Genomic DNA, 22,999 nt, shown 5'->3' with positions numbered 1-22,999 from the left:
TTCAAAATCTCCTTTTTATTGTGTCTATCAGTAGAAGTAACATCGGTATGAGATTTTGGTTTAAAAATGCCAAAATAGGAAAAGTGAAAACAATAAAATTATGAAGCTCCATTTCATTTTTATGAATAAAAACGGACCCAATAATGGATAGAAGTGCTATGGGAGGTATGAAATCACGATAATTTCGGATGCCCATAAGCTGGCTTATACTAATACATAAGATAAACAACGTCACAGATATTTTAACAAAAATCCCCGTAACCCACATCGAGACAGCGATTGCCTCCAGACGTTCAAAGGATCCCTCGATACCCACATACTGAATGACACTTAAAAATGGGTAGGTTAAATTACCTGCCAATGGACCTAAGATCATAATGGTAAGTAATACAATAAAGAAAATAAGAATGGAAATACCGAAAAGGGCAATCAGTGAAACGGTACGTGCCTTTTTAGGTTTATTTAAATAAGGGAGGAGCCATCCCAATATAAATAATTGATTCATAAATCCGCCTGCTGGTCCAATAGCCCCTTGGAGCACTGGCAGTATTCCGCCTCCTAAAATGGGTTTTAACTGGTTGATATCTCCTTCCTTAGTTATCAGAATCAGGAGTGGTATTATAAAAAATAGGATGAGCAGTGTAATAAACTCATTACATCTTGCAATAACCTCAATTCCTGTGAATACTGCCAGGCTGCATATGATAAATAATGTCAGATTCGCTACAATAGATGGGCTTTTTGGCAATAAAAGTGCATTAATAAAATTAGCATGAAGCATTGTAGTAGTCATTATAAAAACAAACCAGTAATAAATGTAATATATCCCTAATAAACCACCTAACCATTTTCCAATTATTTTTGGGCTGTATTGGATAATCGTTAAACCTGGATATCGATTCCCTAGTGCAGTCATTACCCAAATACTTAATAATCCTGATAAAGCAGCAGGAAATACCGAGATCCAGGCATCTTGTTTGGCAAACATCACCGTCATACTAGGAATGGTTATGATGACGGTAGAAACTATAAAAGTAAATAGTAATAAGCCTAGTTGGGTTCCCGTGATTTTTTCTGTTGGCTGCAATTTATACACTCCCCTTTAGCACACAGAGTGTTCCAAGTATCGACTTATCGCTATCTATTTATACGCGTATAGGAAGATGATACAGATGCTGAAAAATAGAAAAAGTGGCCGACTAGGACAAGATTAATGCCTAGTCAACCACTATCTATTTTATGAAGGCTTCTGATGAACACCTTCTAAGATAAATACGAAATACCTGTCAGAGACTCCGATACATCCCAAAGCTGTTTAGTAATTTGTGGATTATATAATTTGAGCACGGAAGTATCAATTTTGGGATAGCCTTTGTTTCCGCCTTTTCCATCTGGACCTAGGTATTCTCCGCCATCGAGCATTGGATTAGTTGCTGCATACAGAGTTGGTAAAGCTCCCATTTCTGCTGATTGTGGCGATAAGAGGAATTTTACTATTCTCATGAGGGGGCCGGCTTGTTTGCCAGATCCAAGCGAGAACAAGTTGGTATTGGCTCGGCCAGGATGACTGCCTAAGCTGATAGTATTAGAACCGCTTGCTTTCAGTCTAACATTCAGCTCTTGGGCAAATAATAAATTGGCTAGCTTACTCTGACCATAGAATTGCACCCTGTTGTAGCCTTTACTGCCATCGAGATTATCAAAATTAATTTTACCTCCATTTGCAACTGTGCTGCTTAGAGTAACAACACGTGAAGATGGAGTATTATTCAGCAAAGGCAACATAAGTCCTGTAAGCGCAAAATGTCCGAGATGATTACTGCCGAACTGGAGTTCAAAACCGTCCTTGGTCTTCTGATAAGGTGGGGTCATAACGCCAGCATTGTTGATTAACAAAGTAAGTGAATCATAAGTTTGCTGATACTCTTGGGCAAATTCATGGATGCTGGCAAGATCGCTAAGATCCAGCTTCATCAGTTTCAGTTTAGCGCTGGGATATTCTTGCATTAGTTGTCTTGAAACCACTGCACCTTTTTCGACATTCCGGATGGCAAAAACCACTTCTGCTCCTTTTGCCGCAAAAGCCCGTGCAGTTTCATAACCGATTCCGCTGCTTGCGCCTGTGATTACAACCCTAATTCCCTGTTGATTAGGTATTTGTTTAACTGTCCAATTGTTTCCCATAAACATCACCCCTATTATTTGACGAAACCAGCGTTATTATTTCAAAACGGTTGGTCTAATCACAATCTCGTTGACTCCGATATCATCAGGCTCATTAATGGCATATGCAATTGCTCTAGCAATACTATAAGGAGAAATGGCCATGCTTTTCATTTGACTTGCCATAGCCTGAATGGCGGGGCTGCTTATAGTATTGAATAGCTCTGTATCCGTCATTCCTGGCGATATGATAGTGGATCTGATATTTGAGGATGGGGATTCCTCCTGGCGCAAGCCTTCTGAAATTGCTCTTACAGCAAATTTTGTAGCGCTGTATACGGCAGAAGTAGGATGTACCTCATAACCGGCAACTGAGGAAAGGTTGATGATATGTCCGAATTTCTGTTCCCTCATAATAGGCAACACAGCAGCAATGCCGTTTAGAACTCCTTTGATATTAACATCGATCATTTGATCCCATTCTTCGACTTTCAGCTCGTTAAGAAATGAATTTGGCATTATTCCTGCATTATTTACAAGTACATCAATTCGGCCATATTGCTCCAATGCGAACTGTGCCAGCTTTTGCATATCTTCTAATGAAACTACATCGGTTTGGATATAAGCAGCCTCACCGCCTGCTTGTTCAATTTCGTTAACAATAGTTTGCAGACGCTCTTCTCTTCTAGCGGCCAATACGAGCTTTGCACCGTTTTGTGCCAACAGCTTAGCTGCAGCCTCTCCTATACCACTTGATGCACCGGTAATTATGATCACTTTCGATTTCAAGTTTTCCAATTTTATCGCTCCTTAATGATAATTCAGCTAGTAAATGAATAAGTGTTGATTATCTAACAGCTGTTGATTATTATTATATAGAGAAGTTAAGTTAATTCAATCGCTAATAAAGGCCGTTTTGTACTATATCCAACAGAAACAATAGAAATGTTCATTAACAGGAGGAGGCTATTGAAGAATGGATACTGAAACTAAAACAGATAGACGCATCCTAAGAACAAAGGAAGCCATTAACAAAGCGTTTCTAGAGCTTTTTTCCGAGAAAGAACTCGAACAAATCACAATTAATGATATATCTGAACGAGCCAATGTAAACCGCGGAACCATCTATCTGCACTACACGGATAAATATGACTTGCTTAATAAATGCATAGATGACCATTTAAGCAAAATGTTCATTTCATGCTCAGTGATCGATATTAATCACGAAAAAGTAAATCTGACCGGAACGCTGAAGGCAGTATTTACCTATTTTGAGCAGCATTTTCTATTCTTTTCTTCCATGCTCTCTAATAAACGAACCTCCTTATTTCGGGAACGCATGCTGCAGTTCATTGTAGCTAACAAAAAAGAGAAGATAGATGAGCAAGGCATCAATCAGGATATAGATAAGGAATTGATTATACAATTTATGTCCTCAGCTTTCGTTGGTATTGTGGAATGGTGGATTCTGAAAAATATGCCACATTCGCCTCAGTCAATGGCAGAGCAGGTATGGAGATTATTTGAAAGGAACGATATTTAGCGTATGTCATGAATGCTTAAGACCAGATCTGTGTAATATTCGATTAACTAAGGCAGGTGCCAGACCCATGGGTAAAAAAATATTAATCTTGGAAGATGACTCAACCATTGCAGCTGGACTTGAATATGCCCTCGAGCAAGAAGACTTTACTGTGATAGTTTGCAGAAATGTTGCTGAAAGCTATGCCTTTTTTGAACATAATGATGTAGATATGGCTCTATTGGATGTATCGCTTCCCGATGGGAATGGATATGATGTATGCCGATTCATTAAAGCGAAATTTGATATCCCCGTGCTCTTTTTGACTGTAAATGATGATGAAGCTAATGTGGTTATGGGTTTGGATTTAGGGGCTGATGATTATATTGCCAAGCCATTCCGCTTGCGTGAATTGATATCCAGGATCCATTCTGTATTCCGCCGATATCGCAAAGACGGTGTATCCAAGCACATAGTCTTGATCAGCGATTTAATTATTCATACCTCGCAAGCAAAGGTATTTAAGAATAAAGTTGAAGTGATTCTGACAGCTCTGGAATATCGCCTGCTGCTAAGGCTAGTCAATCACGAAGGGCAGATTCTAAGCAGGAATCAATTGCTGGAAGGACTTTGGGATATTGCTGGAGATTTCGTCAATGACAATACTCTATCCGTTTACATCAAGCGGCTGCGCGAGAAAATTGAAACGGATCCCCAGAACCCAAGTATTATCCATACCATACGCGGCCTAGGTTATAAGGCGGGTGAGTGATTTGAAATTATTGCGTAACAAAGAAATTCGCTGGCTTTTGTTTGCTTTAGTTTTTAGTGTTGTCATTATTAGTGTTTTTTCATTCATTGCTTATGGTTTGGTGAGCGGGATAATTTCAATCTTCACGGCTCTTGTTTTTACAGCTATTTTTATCCTATTTACTTATAAGAGACATAAGAATATCGGTGAATTAACGGACTATCTGCAGCAAATGAGCAATGGAATTTATGATCTGCAATTTCGCGATAATGAAGAAGGTGAGCTTAGCATACTCAAAAATGAGATATATAAAGTCAGTGTCACACTGCTGGAGCTCGCAGAAATGATGAAAAAAGATCGGCAAGCTCTGGCAGACGCTTTATCTGACATATCGCATCAAATTAAGACGCCTTTAACAGGGATGCAGGTTGCGATTGAACTGCTTTGTGATGGGAATCTTACAATAGCCAAGCAGGACGAATTTCTCAAAGCCATTCGCACACAGCTGAAGCATACTGAAGGGCTTATCACAGCCTTATTGAAATTGTCCAAGCTTGATGCCAAGACAATAGCTTTTAAGCAGCAGAGAATAAATGTGAAAGAGCTTATACATAAGGCCATTCAACCCTTACTTATCATAATTGAACTAAAGCAGCAGCATTTAACTCTGACTGGTGATGACGGCATTGTATTTATCGGAGATGAGTTCTGGAGTATGGAAGCATTGACGAATATCATCAAAAATAGTGTCGAGCATACAAGTGTTGGCGGTCATATTCAGATTGAGTGGCAAGAAAACCCGATTTATACGGAGATCAAGGTATCCGATGATGGAGAAGGGATTGCTAAAGAAGATTTGCCCTACATCTTTCAACGTTTCTACAAAGGCAAGAACAGCAAACCAGAAAGCAGCGGGATTGGGCTCGCCATGGCCCAAAGCATTATCAATGAACAATCAGGCAGGATTTCTTTGTTGAGCCAAGATGGAATAGGCACTAGTTTTACAATCAAGCTTTACAAGAGTGACAAAATTGTAAGACAGCTAGTCACCGAATCGTCACTTTCATAGTTTATGATGGTTATAGATTCGAAAACTAGGAGTGAAAGATATGGAAATTCTAAGAGTGGAAAACGTATCGAAAATTTATGGAACAGGCGAAACCGCCGTGCATGCCCTTAACAACATTTCATTTTCCGTACATAAAGGCGAGTTTATTTCCATCATTGGGCCGTCAGGCTCAGGTAAATCAACACTGATGCACATATTAGGCGGCGTCGATACGCCGACATCCGGCAAGGTATTTGTCGAAAATGTCGATGTTTATGGGCAGAACCAAACGAAGCTTGCCATCTTCAGAAGAAGGCAAATTGGCTTGATTTATCAATTTTATAATCTTATTCCTGTGCTGGATGTTGAAGAAAATATCACCTTGCCGATTCTGCTGGACAGCCGAAAAGTGAATCAAAAGCGATTAGATGAGGTCATTCATACATTAGGGCTAGACCAGAGAAGAAGCCATCTACCGAACCAGCTTTCGGGTGGCCAGCAGCAGCGTGTCTCCATTGGCAGGGCGATCATTAGCAATCCAGCGCTTGTTCTTGCAGATGAGCCAACCGGGAATTTGGACAGTAGAAACGGCAATGAAATCCTCGAATTACTCAAAATATCGAATAAAATCCATAATCAAACGATTATTGTCATTACGCACGACGAAAGCATTGCTTTACAATCCGACCGTATTATCGCGATTGAAGACGGCAGGCTTGTGAAGGATGAGGTCATTCGCCGATGAATATCATAACCAAATGGACTTTAAGAACCCTTAAGCTGAACAAAAGCCGGACGATTGTCACCATCATTGGTATTATTCTATCGGCAATGTTGATTACCTCCGTAGCAACTCTTTGCGTCACCTTCCAAAATTATGCGTTAAAGAAAACCATGGCTACTTTTGGCAACTGGGATGCTAAATTTCAGGTAGCAGCTTATATAGATGTAAAAACCATAACAGAAAATATGCCTATTAAATCAGTCATGCTGCAGAGAACAGTAGGGTTCAATGATATTGGAGCGATACATGGACCAAGGCATCAATATATGTCATTGATTGAGCTGGATCAAGCTTCTTTTGCAGATTTTAACATTGATTTGTTAGACGGTAAATTACCAATCGGCAGCACCGAAATCGTACTTTCCTCCTATTTTTTAGAAGCAAGCGGCAAGAGCTATAAAGTCGGCGATAAAGTGACCTTTGCATTAGGCGAGCGACTTGAAGAGAGCGGGGATAATTCCCGTAAAAGTAAGGCTCCAGAAAAGCAACCCGCTGATACTGCTCCTTCCAAGGCTGCGACTGTTCCATCCAAAGAATATACGGTCGTCGGTATTATGAAAGCAACCAGTGTGAATGCCGGTGTTAATGGTTTTACGGCTATTTCTTATTTGGATCCAGCGACTTTAAAACCAGCCGATGCTGTAAGCGTATATTTACAATCTTCTTCTCCCCGCAGCATTGTTAAGCTTGGTAACTCACTCAGCCAAAAGCTTGGTAAACCTATTATGTACAATACGCAATTGCTTCAGGCGAAAGGGGTATACGCAGGCGGTGATCTCAATATTGCCATATATGGCATTGGGGCTATTATGTTTATCATTATTATGATCGGCTCCATTGCGTTGATTTATAATGCTTTTGCCATCTCTGTCAGTGAGCGGCTGCGCCAATTTGGCATGTTATCGAGCGTTGGTGCAACGAGGCAGCAGCTTCGCAATTCTGTATTATTCGAAGGTTTCTTTCTAGGCCTTATCAGCATTCCAATAGGCATCATTGTTGGTGTTTTTGCTACTGGCCTAACCTTGACGCTATTAGCGCCTGTCATCGAAAATCTTTTCAACGATGGGATTTCCTTTGATTTGGTTATATCAGGGTATGCCATAGGATTAGCTTTTGTTTTGGGGATGGTTACGATTCTCATCTCAGCGTGGATTCCCACGAAAAAAGCAGCCAATATGTCTGCAATGGATGCAATACGCCAAACGGATGACATCCGAATAACCGGAAAGCAAATCAGAACCTCTAAGCTGGTTAAGAAATTGTTTGGCTTTGAAGGTGAGCTGGCGCTTAAAAACCTCAAACGAAATAAAAAGAAATTTCGGGCGACTGTTTTCTCGTTTTTTATTAGCATCGTTTTGTTTATTGTCGTTTCGTCTTTTACGATGTATCTAAAGAACACAGCCTACATATCAACAACAGAGGGGATTGACGGTGATATTCTGATTTCTTTTGTCCATGGTAAATATGAGAATGAGCAAAAGCTAATTGGAGAACTCACAGCTATTCCAGCGGTTACCGATTATTCCGCTTACAAAACCATGAATAAAATAGTGAGTATCCCGACTAAAGCTTTAAACCACTCTTTCCAGAAAGATCTTTATCCAGGTAAACAGGCAGAATACTTGGGACTAGGTCTGAGCATATATGGAATGAATGATCAAGATTACCGGAAATATCTCGAAGCTGAAGGACTTATCTTTGCAGAGTATAACGATCCTAATAATCCTAAAGCGATTGCTATTAACCGAACGAGCTATGTGAATAAAAACAACACTATGGTTTATTCGGACATACTTATGAGTAATCTGCCAGTCCAAGCTCAGATTTTGAGCTTGCTCAATCAGAGATCTCCGGCTTATCAGGTATACGGGGGTGAATGGGAGGACTTAGGCGGTAAAATGACAGAATTTGGCGTGATCAAGAATAAAGTAGCTATTGAAGCTGATCTGTCCAATTACTTTGATTTGCAGGCTGCTTCCGTTTATTCGATCGCGATTGCCCATGAAACCGGAAACGCTCCAGCTGGAATTGCTGGAATTAGCTCTAGCAATATCAATGCCGCCAAAATAGAACTGCTGGTTTCGGATACCTTATTTGAAGAGTTAATGAAAACGACTCCGCATGAAGGCTCTGAATTTGCTCAAGTTATATTAAATGCAGACGATTCGAAGGAAATCATGAACCAAGCTTTCGATGTGTTCGTTAAAAACGGAGTACCCGCTACAAGCTTATACAGTAATAAGGCTAAAGCGCAGCAGGCCAAGAATATTTGGATTATTGTATCGATATTCTGCTACAGCTTTATTACACTTATTACTTTAATTGCAGTAGTTAATGTTTTTAATACGATCTCGACTAATATTTATTTGCGGAGGCGGGAATTCGCGATGCTGAAGTCAGTTGGCATGACACCGAGAAGCTTCAACAAAATGATTATATTTGAAAGTACGTTCTATGGGATACAAGCTTTATTCTATGGGCTGTTGGTTGGTATAACGATTAGTTTTGCCATACATTATCTGTTGGAAAAAGTAGTTAACGGTACAACCGGAACCTTGCCTTGGATTAATATTCTTTCCTGTATTGTTGGTGTATTTGTAATCGTGTTTATGACCATGCGTTATGCAATGGCTAAGGTTAATAAGGCAAACATTATTGATGTTCTAAAAACAGATACGTTATAGAGTTACCTCTTTAGGAGAATAGTTTATTAGAGGTTGCCTCTTTCATAAAGGGGCTATCTTGTGAGGGGCGTTAATTATAACGAGCAAAACTTGTTATCTGATTTATATTTGAGTAACATGGATCTTATATAATATTTAACATGATGGATTCGAAAATCCACCTACAAAAGCGAAATGATAGAAATGGAGGCAAGTAGATGATCTTTTATAGTATCGCTATTTTAGTTGTTCTCGTGGATCAGATTTGCAAAATTCTCGTCAGAATGAATATAAAGCTGGATGATAATTTAGTATTATGGGGCATACAAATGACACATATTGAAAATAGCGGTATGGCAGGCGGTTTATTTCAAGGTTATGCCTATCTTTTTGGGATTGTAGCCATTGTGTTTGTAGGGGCTATCATTTATTTTCGCAAGAACGGTGAGTTAAAAGGGATTATGAACGAGATCAGCTTTGCTTTTCTTGTAGGTGGAGCAATGGGCAATGGAATTGACCGGTTGTTATTCGGGCAGGTTACTGATTTTCTGATCTCGCGTTCAGGAAATGGTGTGCTCAATATGGCTGATCATGCAATTGAAATAGGAGTTTTATTGTTAATAGGCAATTTTGTCTTTCAGTTATTGAAACGCTGGAGCTATAAATTTTGTACACCGGTCTAGTGAAGGTGCTTGGACGCAACAAAAAAGGCCTCAACGGGCCTTTTTTTACATTGTATTATTTAATGTATTTCGCACGAGCGATCTGTGTTGCCTCAACCATATTGCGTAAAGAATCAATGGTTTCATCAAAGCCTCGAGTTTTAAGTCCACAGTCCGGATTAATCCAGAACAGCTTGGGATCTAACACACGTAAGGCTCGATCAATCATGTTCGTCATTTCTGCAACGTGTGGAACACGTGGACTATGGATATCATATACGCCTAAACCAATACCGAGTTTATAAGTGTTCTCCTCGAAGCTGTGCACCAATTCGCCATGGCTGCGTGATGTTTCAATTGAGATCACATCTGCATCCATTTCTTCAATAGATCCAATCATGTCATGGAATTCGCAATAACACATATGCGTATGAATTTGCGTTGAATCATGTACTGTGCATGTGGTCATACGGAATGCTTTGACAGCCCAAGCTAAGTAATTGGCTTGTTCAGCTTCCTTAAGCGGCAATCCTTCACGAACTGCTGGTTCATCTACCTGAATCATGCCAATTCCCGCTTGCTCAAGTGCTTCGACTTCTTGTCTGAGTGCATAAGCTAGCTGATAGGCAATTTGTTCTCGTGAGATATCTTCGCGGACAAACGACCAATTCAAGATCGTTATCGGCCCAGTCAGCATTCCTTTAACAGGATGCTTCGTCCGTGACTGTGCATATTTGGTTTCAGCGACGGTCATCTCTCCCGTAAATGCGACATCTCCGAAAATTACCGGCGGCTTCACACAGCGTGAGCCATAGGATTGCACCCACCCGTTCTGAGTAAAAGCAAATCCTGCAAGCTTCTCACCAAAGAACTCAACCATATCCGTCCGCTCGAATTCTCCGTGCACAAGCACATCCAGGCCAATTTCCTCTTGCAGTTTAATCCAGATATCGATTTGTCCATGGATAAAGTCATTATATTGCTCGTTATTCCAATCACCTTTTCTCCATAGCTGGCGAGCTTTACGAACTTCTGCCGATTGCGGAAAGCTGCCAATTGTTGTAGTTGGGAGCAGGGGTAATTGCCATTTCTGCTGTTGAACTATATTTCGCTGAGGAAATGGTTGATTTCGCACTTGTTGTTGATTACTAATGGCGGCAACGGCATGCTGAATTTCACTGCGTTCACCTAGGAGCTTGAGCGCCTGAAAGGCACGATCGTTTTCCTCCAGCTCATCTGTGATATCAGCTCCGTCTGTCAAGAATCCCCTCACTAGAAGTCCAAGCTCATCGAGCTTTTCATCTGCAAAAGCGAGAGCATCCTTCAATTCAGCAACGAGCTTCTTCTCACGTTCAACCGTTACTGGAACATGAAGCAGACTGCATGAGGATTGAATGATTAGGCGCTCGGGCTTAACAAATTCAGCTAACTCCTTTAAGAGTGCCAGTTTAGCGCGAAGTGGAGCTTTCCAGATGCCACGGCCGTCGATAATACCCACACCTAGAACCTTATCTGCTGGAAAACCCAGTGCTCTAATCGATGTCAGATTACCATTTAAACCGTGAACGAAATCAAGGCCAATTCCTGTGACAGGTAGTGCTGCAATGTCGCTGTAATGCTCAATGGATTCAAAGTAAGTTTGCAGCATAATTTTTAAATTGGGCACGGAAGCAGCAAATGTCTCATAAATTTTCTTTAATTGCTGAATTTCAAATTCGGTTAACTTAGTTACGAGAATCGGTTCGTCAATCTGTACCCATTCCACACCTTCAATAGAAAGCTCTTGCAGGATCTGAACATAAAGGGGCAGCAATTTGTCGAGATAAGCATCAGCTTCGGATAAGGTGTATCCTTTTGAAAGCTTTAAGAAAGTCAAAGGACCCACAATAACCGGTTTACCTTCAATTCCAAGCTTTTCTTTAGCCTCCCGGTAAGCAATTAGAGGTCTATTTTCAGTAAGTACTGGCGATGCTCCGTCTAATTCAGGAACAATATAATGATAGTTGGTGTTAAACCATTTAGTCATTTCGCTTGCAGTAGCATCCTTAGTTCCACGAGCTATCCCATAATAGACAGATAAGGGAACAATCCCATCAATATACGAAAAACGTTTAGGAATAAGGCCAAACATAGTGGCAGTATCCAGCATATGATCGTAATAACTAAAATCATTGACCGGAATCAAACTAATTCCTTTTTCTTGCTGCTTACGCAAATGACTTAAACGGATCTCTTGCAATTGATTGTGAAACTCTGTTTCTTCAAGCTTGCCCGACCAGAATGCCTCAAGTGCTTTCTTCCATTCTCGATCTATACCAATTCGTGGATATCCCAATACGCTACTTTTTATCATCTTGTAAACTCCCTTTTAATTAATAGTTGCAACAGGTGAATGTTTACAAGAAAGATATCATGAATAGCTTGGTATAGCGTAAATCCATTAAACTATACCTAGTTATAGTCTAAGGATATAACGAGTTTATTTGGAGGTTGCCTGCTTTAATGCTTGGATATAGGCGATTCCGAGTATGGAGAGTGAAACATTGCGATGGGAGATCCAACCTACATTAATAATTTCATCTGACTCCAAAGGGATAGGGATAATTTCATTGCCATTTAAATCGGCACTTAATACTCCAGTTGATATAGTGTAACCGTTTAACCCAATCAGCAAGTTAAAAAGTGTCGCTCGGTCATTCACGCGAATGCTCTTCTTGTGGGATAGCGTGCTGAGGATCTCTTCTGAAAAATGAAAGGAATTATACTCCCCTTGATCAAAAGAAAGATACGGATAATGCTGAAGCTGCTCAATCGTCACGCTGGATTGCTGGGCTAGCGGGTTCTTGCTGCTGATAAAAATATGCGGTTTCGCCGTAAATAAGCTGTTGAATTGCAAATTTGCAGCTCGGAGTAAATTATTAATGACCTTTCCATTAAACTCGTTCAAATATAGAATCCCAATCTCACTGCGTAAGCTCTTGACATCCTCGATTATTTCGTAGGTTTGGGTTTCGCGTAAAGCAAACTCATATTCTTCATTTCCATATTCTTGGACTAAACTCACGAAAGCATTTACTGCAAAAGCGTAATGCTGAGTGGATACTGAGAAATGCTGCGGAGATGGCTTCGCATTGAGATAGCGGCTTTCTAATAATTCAGCTTGCTCAACTACTTGACGTGCGTAGCTCAGGAATTCAACGCCTTCTTTAGAAAGCGAGATCCCTTTGTTAGATCGCTCAAAAATCGTGATTTTTAGCTCTTCCTCAAGCTCCTTAATCGCATTTGATAGACTAGGCTGAGAAATAAACAATCGTTTGGCGGCCTCATTAATCGAACCTTGCTTTGAAACCTCAATTACATATTTTAATTGCTGCAGAGTCAAGGCAAACCACTCCTTTCAAGCGTGATAAATTTCATCCTAATAATAGAGGTAAATGTTTCCTTATGTCGAAATTTAAGTGAGACTAAAGTAACTTTTATTATATATTATGGGGGATAGCAGTATGAAAGCAATACAAATGTTCATAGTAATCATTGCTTTAGGTGGCTTAATGGGAATACAGAACAAAGCAACTGCAGCACAAGCTTTAGATCCGAATATATATTTGCCTGATAAAGGTATGGTGATGAATTGGGAAATTGACGAAACAGCTCCGAAACGTCCCAAGCCTATTCTCTTAAATCCTACAAAATATGATTTGAAGTGGAAATTGGAAAATAGTTTACCTCTTAATTTAGTCCAGGATCAACAGGGTGTTTTATATTTTTCAGACTTTAGAGACAAAGTAAATGCTGTATATCCAAATGGAGAAATCAAATGGAGCGTAAAGCTCGATGCCGAACTAACTGTAACCTATTTATTAATTGGCAAGGACGATACACTTTACGCATATAGCAAACTAGATAATGAGGATACAATCATTTATGCCATAGCTGAGAATGGCACGATTAAATGGAAAAAGCAGTCCAAGGATATAATCAGCCGTTATAATAATCAATTCGCAGGTGATTCGGAAGGTAATCTCATTGTATTTACTACAGACGGTTTGGTCTCTTATAATTCCAGTGGTGAAGCTAATTGGTTAAACAAAACGGTCTCAAGCACTAATATAGCATATATTCTTCCCCAAACTATTCATACAGATAATAATAGTAATATCTACGTCGATACAGATAATCAAGAAATTATTTCAATAGACAAGGAAGGGAAGCTTAGATGGAAAACGTCAAATGCCAACTTTCTAGATGGCAAAACTTTTTTTAAGCCATACTTTTCAGCAAAAGGTTTGATTTATTCGGTAACTCCAAGTGGACTGCATATGATTGAGTCAGACACCGGAACTATGATTGAACCAGACAAATTGGATTTCGCCGATATTCAATCCTCTGGCCTGCCAAGTGATGGTAAAGGTGGATTCTATCTTGATAATTCAGGAAACGTTGCAAAAATGGATCATTTAGGTGAAGTTAAATGGCAATACAAGACTAGAGATACTGAAAAGTATGGGCTTGGTCTTCTGGATGGAGTCGTTTCAGACAAAGACGGAAATGTATATTTCACTGGTGGTGTTGGCAATATTTATGGTCTTAATAGTGAGGGGCAAGAATTTTTTGTGCTTTTGAGAAATGCTTTTTGGTACAAAAGTGTGGAATTGGTTATTGGGAAAAACAATAATATCTATGCGATCAATAATGATATAGGCCTAACTTCTTTTGGCAAGAAACAAATTCAAATATTCATTAATAATCTTAGCTTACCGATGTCACTAGAACCAATTAACAACAAAGGAACTGTATTAGTTCCGTTCCGAGATTTATTTGAAGGACTTGGCCTCAAGGTAGAATGGGATCAAGAGACTAAGCTGATAACGGGCTCAAAAGAAGGTCTAACCATCCAGTTTAAAATTGGAGATAAATTCGCTCTAGTTAACGGGGTACAAACGGCGCTATCTAATCCACCGGAGCTTAGAAACGGCAATACTTTTGTTCCGCTAAGATTTATTAGTGAAGCAACAGGTAGCTCAGTCAAGTGGAATGGTAAAAATTCGTCGATTAATATTGAGCAAAAGTAATCACTACAAAGAAACGGCAAATCCCCTCAAGCTGTATGGGGACTTGCCGTTTTATTTTGTCACCTTGGATAGTCCGAGGGCTGCACATCTTTAAGCTGCCACGGAGATTGGATAGATTGTCTAGCAAAAATAAACTTATAGGTGATCGTTCGTTTAGAGCCTCCCTTTTTTTGAATCGCTGCCTTTAGTTGGATTTCGGTTGATAAAAGCTCACCCCAATTAGAGTCATCCGTGTTGAGCTTGTCCGCTAATCCTCGCTGTTTTTCTATTTTGATCGCTAGAATATCATTCATTTGCTCAATAAAATATTCGAATTTAACTTTGTCGATGTCAACTGAAGCTTCACGCAGCAGCTCTAGATCCTGCTGGCTTAGGGCTTCAATAAAGCTTTCGGCCATAACAGCTGGGGATGCCGCTTTTAAGAAAGCCTGCAGCTTCCCAGCAGATTTATACACCATCAGCTGATGGGCAAGATCAGGGGTTGGAGTTTTATGTGTTGTGCTGCGGAAGAAATGGACACAGAAATGTCCCGAAAAATCATTGTCAGGAATGCCATCGCCACCATGCGGCATACCATTCATTGATGCGGCTAGCCATTCATCGCCTGAATGAACAAGGATTGCCCTTCGTTTCCAGCTCCATTCGCCTTGATAAATTTGTTTCATAATAGCTGAATCTGCTTTTGAAAGTGGTTGTACATCTGCATGGTCCCTGCCTGCACGCCGTTGAACCTGAAAAGTAGAACCCGTTTCATAATCCATTATGGTAAAAATGCTTTTAATAGGTACAGCATGGTCTGCATCCTGCCAAGGAATTAATTTTCCGTAAGGCTTAATACTCAATTCTGTGTTAGATGGTTTAATGACTTGATTTACAGCTGTTGAAATATTAATTTCCTCAGGAAGCTGCTTCAACGTTCTAGGAACTGCTCGTGGTTTATGTTCAATTACATGTGAAGAGTAGAGTGAGATGATAACTGAGCCTGCACCTGCGCTGGACCGAATCAAGATGGGTTGATTATATTGATTCTGAAAAGTGAAATCAGGCCCATCCCAGCTAACGGTAGCATCTCGTCCAGGAGGGACATACGGAACATTTCTGCTATGAGAATAACGCTGGATAATTCGCAAGCCTGCTCGGTCTACAGAATTGAATAAGGTAGAGGATACCTGGCAGATCCCGCCTCCAATCCCTTCGGACAGCTCACCTCTGACAATGACTGTTGCTTGCAGGTATCCTCTATCTGCTGTCCGTTTTCCGACTACTTGATTAAATGAAAAGGTCTCGCCAGGAAAAATGACATGATTGTTAAGTGTTTTCGCGGCAAGCGAAATGTTAGACGAACGGTTCTTATTGTTGGCATTGAAATAGGTTATGTAATGGCCAATTGGTTTTTCACGGATTTGGGCAAGCAGTTCGCTATCGACTTTAGCATGTAGGGTTAACAATGGGATATCAAGCTTATTGAGACCATTCCCAGAAAAATAGGAGGTAAATTGGTCCATAAATAGTTCGCGATGCAGCTTATGTCCTGTCTTTTCAGGTATGTTTTCCTGATGATTGCCGATCTTGGCATTAACAGGTGCTTGATACACTTGTTTATCGAGATTATTCAGAAGCTGCTGCAATTTAACCATATCGATTAGTGAAGAGCCAGGTAATACGTATTCCACTTGTTTAATAATAACTAGGGTCTTTCCCTGATAGTCTAGTTCCAAGCTGTCAGGTTGATCCATATGCTGCATTGAAAATAAAAGTCCTGCAATCCACAACAGCTTCAATGTAAGTATTCCTCCTTTATAGCATCTTTAATAATTGTTCTAACAAAGCCATCATTTTATGCATTAATGACTAAAAGCCTGATATCCATTAAGGAGTTTCGGGCTTTTCCTGGTTTATGTTTCAATGTTACTTATATAATTACAAAGTATATTATTATAATTTGGAATGTATATTATTGTCGAAAGCGGAACAATTCGGTAAGAAAAGGGAGAATAGAATGAAAATTATTGGAATTGAAGGCATGACACAGAAAAATATTGAATATGAGCTACAAATGGGTGGGAAATTTGTCATTTATACATATAGTATTTCTGTTCTTGTCCTCTCGTTCAAACGCAGCTCAGATATTTATTTCCACAAGCACAATGAGGGCAGAGTGAAAAAAGGTTTGAAATTCACACTTTTGAGTGCTGTTTTAGGATGGTGGGGCATTCCTTGGGGACCGATTTACACTATCGGAGCGCTTATAACGAATTTTGGCGGTGGCAAGGATGTTACTCAGGAGGTCAACAAATACATAAGCAGTCAAGTCGTATATTAGCTTTAAATAAACCTATAACTAGTTTAAGGGGAGGACACCGAATTGAAGAAAGTGCTGATACTCGGTTTCTCTGGTTCTGGAAAGTCTACTTTTGCTAGACAGCTTGGAAATGCAATTAATATCCCCGTGATTCATTTAGATACCGTGTATTGGAAGCCAGGTTGGGTAGCCAGCAATAAACAAGAATGGGATAAAGTGATTACAATGCTCCTCGAACAAGAGGAGTATATCATTGATGGCAATTATCCCACTTCACTGAATAGAAGGTTACTTGAAGCGGATACGGTCTTTTATTTTGATTTGTCGATTTTCCTCTGTTTATATCGAGTACTAAAGCGAAGGTTATCCACACAAGGTGAAACCGCAATAGATAGAGCAGGGGGCTGTTCTGAACCAATAAACCTGCTTTTTTTTGTGAAATGGATTTGGAATTTTAGAAAAAGATATCGGAATTTTAAACAAAAAAAAGCTGGGATCATAAAGGTGTAAAAAATACCGAAAGAGGTGTAAACGCTTCATTGTTGCAGGTTGAGAAGAGTTCTATAATGAGGACATGAAGCAATTAACTCATTTATAAGGAGAGATTCACCATGACGATCGAGAGTGCAAAGAAGATTGAAATAACAGAGCAAGAAATGAAACAGTATAAAGAGCTGGGCTACATTATTTTCAATAACCTTTTCTCCGCAGAGGAAATGGATAAAGTTCGTGCCATTATCGATGAATTTGATCGAGAGTCGGAGATGATCCTTAGACAAAAAGATAGGGATTTCATCAGTTCAGCAGGACAGATCAATTTTACTTCAGGTCTCAATTTTCGCAGCCCTGAATTGCAGCAATTTACTGCAGATCAACGGTTTGTAGATATCACAACTACCATTCTTGGCCCTGACATCAAGCTTTATTGGGATCAATCCGTTTATAAACGTCCTGAAGCTAGTAAGGATTTTCCATGGCACCAGGATAATGGGTATGTTCCAACGGAACCCGAACAGTATGTTACCTGCTGGATTGCATTGGATGATGCAACGGTTGAGAATGGCTGCATTTGGGTTCAGCCGGGTACCCACCTGAAAGGGTTCGTAACGCATATTAAGACAGATCTAGGCTGGATTTGCTATTATGGAGACATTGAAGGAATTCCAGTCGAGTTAAAAAAGGGAAGCGTAGTTGCTTTCAATTCTTTACTCTTTCATAAAAGCACACCAAATCGCAGCAAAACAGATACTCGTAAAGCCTATATCACTCAGTATTCAGTTGATGGTTCGTTCAATCCTATCACGAATAAGATATTCCAAAATGGTCCGCTGATTGCCAAAGACGGTAAATCTGCTTATACAGAATTCGTTACAAAAGAAAATTGCTAAACGTGAAAATTGGAAAAGGCATAAGGGTGTGAATTTTTGGTCATGAAACCGATAGATTTGGCGCAAGGCCCCTGGTCCGTTCAATTGCATACTGTTAAACAATCCTATTACTCCAAGCTGGATTTGCAAAATTGCCTCTTTTCTCATTGGATTATTAGTTATGTTAAAGAAGGTTATGTGAGGACAACTACTAGGGGAGAATCTCATTATGCAAAAGCTGGCGATATCATGCTGCATCCGCCACATCTGCCTTTTGCTGAATATTCGGAAACCAAGGGGGATCACCTGTGGATACAAGTGAGCCTGCTGTGCTCACACCATTTCGATTTGCTTCAGCTATATCGTGTGTCTCCTATAGTTACAATTTCTGATTTCAAAGGCTATGAAGCCGTATTCCTTAAGCTGATGACGGCATGGGAGGATCAAGGGGCTGCTTTCCGTGATTTAAAACTGACTTCGGCAATGCTTCAGCTAACGGAACAAATTATGGTGGGCTGGGAAAATGCAGGAAGTCCCAAGCGATCTGAAGCTTTTAATTCATCAGGAGATCGTTTTTCAGATTTAGTAGGCCAAATGTCGTTGCGGCTTCATCAAAAAGTTTCGAGAGAGGATCTGGCAGCTCAGGTATGTTTAAGCAGCAATTACATGGACCGTGTTTTTCAGCAGCAATATGGATTAACTCCTATGCAGATGCTTCGAGAAATGCGGTTGAACCGTGCCAAGCAGCTGCTTGAACAAACCACGGATACACTTGAGTCAATTGCCTCCCAGTGCGGATTGACGGATGCATCCTATCTCTGCAAGCAGTTCAAAAAGCAGTTCAGCAAGCTGCCAACGGAATACAGAGAATCTGTGAGAATTACACAGTCAGCAGATCTATATGGGGTCTAAGATGAACCGACGCAGATATTATTTAAATAGGAGGAAGATATGAAAAAACCGATCGATTATGTGAAGCCCAATATTGGTACGATAGGTCATTTGCTTACTTCAACTCAGCCAACTGTTTCCTTGCCTCATGGCATGCTGCAGGTTGCTCCCATAGTAACACCGGGAATTAAAGATCATTATTTGGCTGATAAAATTTTCGGTTTTTCAACAGGCAGCGCGATGATCATGGCTTCGCAAGGGAAACTTGGGCATGAATCATTTCCAATCGCATCCACCTATGATCATGATATTGAAACGACAACCCCTTATTATCACGCTGTTTTACTTGAGGATACGGAAATATATGCGGAATATACCGTTTCCTATCATTCTATGTACTACCGGTTTTCATTTCCAGAGGGGAAAGATTCTACCATTCTAATAAGTATGCCAAATCAGCCTTGTCAGCTGGAATGCTTAGATTCTAATAAAATAACCGGTTGGGTTGCTCAATCAGGAGTAACTCTTTATTTGTATGTAGAGTTTTCAAAGCCGTTTCAATCCACCCTTTTTAAATCCGGAGACAATGGAGAGCTTACTCAATTTGTTCAATTTGAGACGTCAGCTCAAGAACAAATAAGTGTGAAGGTGGGAGTTTCTTATCTTAGTATTGAACAAGCGCAAAAAAACTTGCTCCAGGAGATTAACAACTGGGATTTTGAAGAGGTTAAATCGACGGCTTATTCCATTTGGAATGAAGCATTAAGCAAGATTGAAGTTGATGGAGGAAGTGAAGAGCAGCGTACTATCTTTTATACGGCTTTATATAGATCGATGCTGCATATGAACAATATTACGGAAGATGGAAAATATTATAGCGGATACGACAATAAGGTACACTTCTCTGATAAACATGATTTTTATACCAATGATAATATGTGGGATTCCTACCGTTGCTTGCATCCGCTCCAGCTCCTGCTTGAACCGCAGCGTCAAATGGATATGATTGTTTCTTATTTGCGCATGTACGAACAAAGCGGCTGGCTTCCGCAATTTCCTGCGGTAGCAGGGGATCGACCTTTTATGACGGGGAATCATGCAGCTGCGATGATTGTGGATACTTTTATGAAAGGATATGCCGAGTTTGATCTCGAAGTAGCTTATGCTGCGATTAAGAAAAATGCAATGGAGTCAACAATGCTTCCTTGGGTGATTGGAGGATTGACAGAATTAGAAAAAGTGTACATGGAAAAAGGATTTTTCCCAGCCTTAAAAAAAGCTGAATCTGAATGGGTACAGGAAGTCGATGGCTTCGAGCGACGCCAGGCCGTATCTGTTACTTTAGAGCATGCATATGACGATTGGTGTATTGCTCAAATGGCGAAAGCATTGAATTACATGGAGGACTACCAATATTTCATGAATCGGGCGCAAAACTATAAACATGTTTTTGATGAGCGGATTGGGTTCATGGCTCCCAAGTCCGCTGATGGCCATTGGGTTGTTGATTTTGATCCCAAGCTAAGTGGAGGACAGGGAGGCAGAGATTATTTTGCTGAATGCAATTCGTGGATTTATACCTTTCATGTTCAGCATGATCTTGCTGGATTAATCGAATTACTAGGTGGCAGGGAGCAATTCGCGGCGAAACTAGATTCGCTTTTTGTCGAGCAATATGGTACCTCCAAATATGAATTTCTTAATCAATTCCCGGATTCAACAGGATTAATGGGACAATATTGTCAGGGGAATGAACCTGCTTTTCATATCCCCTATTTGTACAACTACGCAGGAATGCCTTGGAAAACTCAACGTAAAGCAAGAGAGATTATGAAGGTATGGTATACAGATAGCCCATTGGGAATTTGCGGTGATGAAGATGCAGGTGCCATGTCATCCTGGTACGTGTTTTCCGCAATGGGGTTCTATCCGGTATGTCCAGGAAAGCCTTTTTATGATATCGGAAGTCCAATATTCGAGAAGGTAACGATTAATTTAGATCAGGATAAAACGTTTATCATTCAAGCAAATGGAGCCTCCGAGATAAATAAATATATTCAATCCGCCTATTTGAATGGACAGCTTTATGACAAACCTTATCTTGAACATGCTGATATTGTCGGTGGTGGAACGCTTATTTTACAAATGGGCCATCGGCCAAATAAGCAATGGGGATTATCAGGAAGATAGGTTAAGGAAGCACACCATGCTTAATCAGTTGGTTTGGCTGTTATAAGAAGCTTTTTAAGGAAGGTGCCTTCCTAATTTGTGTATGTTGTTCAAGGGAATAAGCTAATTTAATTAGTGTGGGTTCAGAGTAAGCCATTGCGGAGAAGGTCACTCCAAAAGGAACACCAGCCGCAGTATACCCAGCAGGTACAACAATGGAGGGATATCCGGCTCTTGAAGTTACGGTTGCTCCAAAATCTGCTGGGAAGAGTAAGGCATCCAGCTCAAACTCTTTCATGGTGGCATCTATTCCATCCGTTTGGCACGTTTGTAAGTCTCTAGTCTTATCTCGGATATAATTAGGCTCTGTTAATTTTCCTGTTGTAGTAAACTCAGTTTCAATAAGTGTGGACTGGCCATATTTTAAAGTTTCTATAGGGTGATTGTGATTAAAATCAATAATCTCTTTAAGGGAATGTATAGGAGCATGTGGACCCAACCGTGATAAATACATATTAAGCGCAGATTTAAACTCGTTGAATACAACACTGGAATAGATAATTTCACGGCAAGTTTTGATATTCGCAGACTCGACAATTACCGCACCTTGCTGCCTCATACTTTCAACAGCTTTATTAAAAATCGCTAGCTGCTCTTCGGTCAATTCCTCAAAATAATAATCGCGAGGTATCCCAATCCGCGCCCCGTTTAATCCGTGCTTATCCAAGTATGTTGTGTAATCCATTCGTCTTTTACCTTTATTCGCTCCCATCGCAGAGTCATTCACATCATCGCCTAATAGTGCATTGAGCAGCAAAACAGCATCTGTCACCGTTCTTGCCATAGGTCCGGCTGTATCTTGACTATAAGAAAGTGGAAGAATGCCTGAGCGGCTAATTAAACCAACAGTTGGTTTAATACCTACAGTTGAGCTGAGGTTGCCAGGATTAAGGATTGAGCCTGAGGTTTCTGTACCTACAGCAACGGTACAAAAGCTGCAAGCAACAGCTACCGCTGAACCCGAGCTTGATCCCCCCGTAGGTGTAGAAATGTTATAGGGGTTGAGTACCTGACCGCCGCGAGAGCTATATCCGGAAGGCATCCCGTCCGTCATGAAATTTGCAAACTCCGTCATATTAGCCTTGCCTAGAATAATCGCGCCAGCTTCGCGAAGCTTTTCTACAATATAAGCATCCTGGATGGCATAAGAATTCGCCAGTGCAAGCGAACCGGCGCTTGTATGCAGGGCATCTCCAGTATTAATATTGTCTTTCAATAAAACCGGAATGCCATGCATCGGTCCTCTAGAGCCTTGATTTTGCCGTTCATTATCTAAGGCTTCCGCGATAAATAATGCATCTGGATTAATTTCGAGCACAGAGTTTATCGTTAAGCCTTCTTTATCGTAATTAGCAATGCGGTTTAAGTATAAAAGGACTAAAGCTTTGGCAGTCAATTCTCCGGATTCAAATGCATTTTGAATGTCTTGAATGGTTGCTTCCTCTAATTGAAAATGCATAATTATCCCTCTTTTCGTTACTATGTATTCCTTACAAGTTCTTCATAAAAGTCAGATCCCCTGCTTCGCAAGCCGTTTTCGACAAA

Annotated in this window: 19 protein-coding genes; 12 read left to right on the top strand and 7 right to left on the bottom strand. The window is 40.3% G+C overall.

The window, feature by feature from the left end; all coding sequences use genetic code 11:
• Position 1 precedes the first annotated feature (1 nt).
• The 3 genes from EHS13_RS21755 to EHS13_RS21745 all read right to left on the bottom strand — a co-directional run bounded on the left by EHS13_RS21755 (position 2) and on the right by EHS13_RS21745 (position 2,961).
• Positions 2-1,087, bottom strand: coding sequence for a GerAB/ArcD/ProY family transporter (locus EHS13_RS21755; protein ID WP_162463195.1), 1,086 nt, complete (start codon positions 1,085-1,087; stop codon positions 2-4).
• A 176-nt stretch (positions 1,088-1,263) separates the two neighbouring features.
• The gene (locus tag EHS13_RS21750; protein WP_155702408.1) at positions 1,264-2,184 is read right to left on the bottom strand and encodes an oxidoreductase; all 921 of its coding nucleotides are present in this window, start codon (positions 2,182-2,184) and stop codon (positions 1,264-1,266) included.
• A gap of 36 nt (positions 2,185-2,220) precedes the next feature.
• Positions 2,221-2,961 carry an SDR family oxidoreductase gene (locus EHS13_RS21745; RefSeq protein WP_155702407.1) on the bottom strand — a complete coding sequence of 247 codons (741 nt, stop codon included), beginning with the start codon at positions 2,959-2,961 and terminating at the stop codon, positions 2,221-2,223.
• 178 nt (positions 2,962-3,139) lie between these two features.
• Here EHS13_RS21745 and EHS13_RS21740 point away from each other — a divergent pair, with 178 nt between their 5' ends.
• From EHS13_RS21740 to lspA, 6 genes are all read left to right on the top strand, one after another.
• On the top strand, positions 3,140-3,706 hold the full coding sequence (locus tag EHS13_RS21740; protein ID WP_155702406.1) for a TetR/AcrR family transcriptional regulator: 567 nt from the start codon (positions 3,140-3,142) through the stop codon (positions 3,704-3,706).
• A gap of 67 nt (positions 3,707-3,773) precedes the next feature.
• On the top strand, positions 3,774-4,457 hold the full coding sequence (locus EHS13_RS21735; protein ID WP_155702405.1) for a response regulator transcription factor: 684 nt from the start codon (positions 3,774-3,776) through the stop codon (positions 4,455-4,457).
• Between the two features lies 1 nt (position 4,458).
• On the top strand, positions 4,459-5,505 hold the full coding sequence (locus EHS13_RS21730; RefSeq protein ID WP_155702404.1) for a sensor histidine kinase: 1,047 nt from the start codon (positions 4,459-4,461) through the stop codon (positions 5,503-5,505).
• A 40-nt stretch (positions 5,506-5,545) separates the two neighbouring features.
• Entirely contained in the window at positions 5,546-6,229 is a 684-nt protein-coding gene (locus EHS13_RS21725; RefSeq protein ID WP_155702403.1) for an ABC transporter ATP-binding protein, read from the top strand.
• On the top strand, positions 6,226-8,952 hold the full coding sequence (locus EHS13_RS21720) for an ABC transporter permease (RefSeq protein ID WP_155702402.1): 2,727 nt from the start codon (positions 6,226-6,228) through the stop codon (positions 8,950-8,952). The genes EHS13_RS21725 and EHS13_RS21720 overlap by 4 nt, the downstream gene beginning before the upstream one ends.
• Before the next feature lie 197 nt (positions 8,953-9,149).
• Entirely contained in the window at positions 9,150-9,614 is a 465-nt protein-coding gene (gene lspA / locus EHS13_RS21715) for a signal peptidase II (RefSeq protein WP_155702401.1), read from the top strand.
• A gap of 55 nt (positions 9,615-9,669) precedes the next feature.
• Here lspA and metE read toward each other — a convergent pair whose 3' ends face one another.
• Both metE and EHS13_RS21705 read right to left on the bottom strand, forming a co-directional pair.
• Positions 9,670-11,946: a 5-methyltetrahydropteroyltriglutamate--homocysteine S-methyltransferase gene (metE, locus tag EHS13_RS21710; RefSeq protein WP_155702400.1), complete on the bottom strand. Its 2,277-nt coding sequence runs from the start codon at positions 11,944-11,946 to the stop codon at positions 9,670-9,672.
• 126 nt (positions 11,947-12,072) lie between these two features.
• Positions 12,073-12,975 (bottom strand): LysR family transcriptional regulator, encoded by a 903-nt coding sequence (locus EHS13_RS21705; RefSeq protein ID WP_155702399.1) that lies wholly within the window; start codon positions 12,973-12,975, stop codon positions 12,073-12,075.
• A gap of 121 nt (positions 12,976-13,096) precedes the next feature.
• On the opposite strand from EHS13_RS21705, the gene EHS13_RS21700 reads away from it, so the two are divergent.
• The gene (locus EHS13_RS21700; RefSeq protein ID WP_162463194.1) at positions 13,097-14,665 is read left to right on the top strand and encodes a stalk domain-containing protein; all 1,569 of its coding nucleotides are present in this window, start codon (positions 13,097-13,099) and stop codon (positions 14,663-14,665) included.
• Between the two features lie 59 nt (positions 14,666-14,724).
• Here the strand turns inward: EHS13_RS21700 and EHS13_RS37390 are convergent, their stop codons facing one another.
• A complete protein-coding gene (locus tag EHS13_RS37390) occupies positions 14,725-16,446 on the bottom strand; it encodes a VanW family protein (RefSeq protein WP_155702397.1) in 1,722 nt (573 codons plus the stop codon).
• 218 nt (positions 16,447-16,664) lie between these two features.
• Between EHS13_RS37390 and EHS13_RS21690 the strand changes: the two genes are divergently transcribed.
• The 5 genes from EHS13_RS21690 to EHS13_RS21670 all read left to right on the top strand — a co-directional run bounded on the left by EHS13_RS21690 (position 16,665) and on the right by EHS13_RS21670 (position 21,415).
• On the top strand, positions 16,665-16,988 hold the full coding sequence (locus tag EHS13_RS21690) for a hypothetical protein (RefSeq protein WP_155702396.1): 324 nt from the start codon (positions 16,665-16,667) through the stop codon (positions 16,986-16,988).
• 42 nt (positions 16,989-17,030) lie between these two features.
• Entirely contained in the window at positions 17,031-17,477 is a 447-nt protein-coding gene (locus EHS13_RS21685; RefSeq protein ID WP_155702395.1) for a P-loop NTPase family protein, read from the top strand.
• A gap of 101 nt (positions 17,478-17,578) precedes the next feature.
• Positions 17,579-18,355 (top strand): phytanoyl-CoA dioxygenase family protein, encoded by a 777-nt coding sequence (locus EHS13_RS21680; protein ID WP_155702394.1) that lies wholly within the window; start codon positions 17,579-17,581, stop codon positions 18,353-18,355.
• Between the two features lie 42 nt (positions 18,356-18,397).
• The gene (locus EHS13_RS21675; protein ID WP_155702393.1) at positions 18,398-19,246 is read left to right on the top strand and encodes an AraC family transcriptional regulator; all 849 of its coding nucleotides are present in this window, start codon (positions 18,398-18,400) and stop codon (positions 19,244-19,246) included.
• A 39-nt stretch (positions 19,247-19,285) separates the two neighbouring features.
• Entirely contained in the window at positions 19,286-21,415 is a 2,130-nt protein-coding gene (locus EHS13_RS21670) for a GH92 family glycosyl hydrolase (RefSeq protein ID WP_155702392.1), read from the top strand.
• Positions 21,416-21,455: 40 nt separating this feature from the next.
• On the opposite strand, the gene EHS13_RS21665 is transcribed toward EHS13_RS21670, so the two are convergent.
• Complete coding sequence (locus EHS13_RS21665) at positions 21,456-22,913, bottom strand: amidase family protein (RefSeq protein ID WP_155702391.1); 1,458 nt, start codon at positions 22,911-22,913, stop codon at positions 21,456-21,458.
• Between the last annotated feature and the right edge of the window lie 86 nt (positions 22,914-22,999).

The sequence above is a fragment of the Paenibacillus psychroresistens genome, from assembly GCF_009728935.1.
GTDB classification, from domain to species: domain Bacteria; phylum Bacillota; class Bacilli; order Paenibacillales; family NBRC-103111; genus Paenibacillus_AC; species Paenibacillus_AC psychroresistens.
This window is presented reverse-complemented; position numbering and strand designations above follow the sequence as displayed.

Bases quoted from the DNA above. Each gene is read 5' to 3' on its own strand.
- EHS13_RS21750 (WP_155702408.1), bottom strand. From the start codon at position 2,184: ATGGGAAACAATTGGACAGTTAAACAAATACCTAATCAACAGGGAATT.
- EHS13_RS21740 (WP_155702406.1), top strand. From the start codon at position 3,140: ATGGATACTGAAACTAAAACAGATAGACGCATCCTAAGAACAAAGGAA.
- EHS13_RS21735 (WP_155702405.1), top strand. From the start codon at position 3,774: ATGGGTAAAAAAATATTAATCTTGGAAGATGACTCAACCATTGCAGCT.
- EHS13_RS21725 (WP_155702403.1), top strand. From the start codon at position 5,546: ATGGAAATTCTAAGAGTGGAAAACGTATCGAAAATTTATGGAACAGGC.
- EHS13_RS21720 (WP_155702402.1), top strand. From the start codon at position 6,226: ATGAATATCATAACCAAATGGACTTTAAGAACCCTTAAGCTGAACAAA.
- lspA (WP_155702401.1), top strand. From the start codon at position 9,150: ATGATCTTTTATAGTATCGCTATTTTAGTTGTTCTCGTGGATCAGATT.
- metE (WP_155702400.1), bottom strand. From the start codon at position 11,946: ATGATAAAAAGTAGCGTATTGGGATATCCACGAATTGGTATAGATCGA.
- EHS13_RS21700 (WP_162463194.1), top strand. From the start codon at position 13,097: ATGAAAGCAATACAAATGTTCATAGTAATCATTGCTTTAGGTGGCTTA.
- EHS13_RS21690 (WP_155702396.1), top strand. From the start codon at position 16,665: ATGAAAATTATTGGAATTGAAGGCATGACACAGAAAAATATTGAATAT.
- EHS13_RS21680 (WP_155702394.1), top strand. From the start codon at position 17,579: ATGACGATCGAGAGTGCAAAGAAGATTGAAATAACAGAGCAAGAAATG.
- EHS13_RS21675 (WP_155702393.1), top strand. From the start codon at position 18,398: ATGAAACCGATAGATTTGGCGCAAGGCCCCTGGTCCGTTCAATTGCAT.
- EHS13_RS21670 (WP_155702392.1), top strand. From the start codon at position 19,286: ATGAAAAAACCGATCGATTATGTGAAGCCCAATATTGGTACGATAGGT.
- EHS13_RS21665 (WP_155702391.1), bottom strand. From the start codon at position 22,913: ATGCATTTTCAATTAGAGGAAGCAACCATTCAAGACATTCAAAATGCA.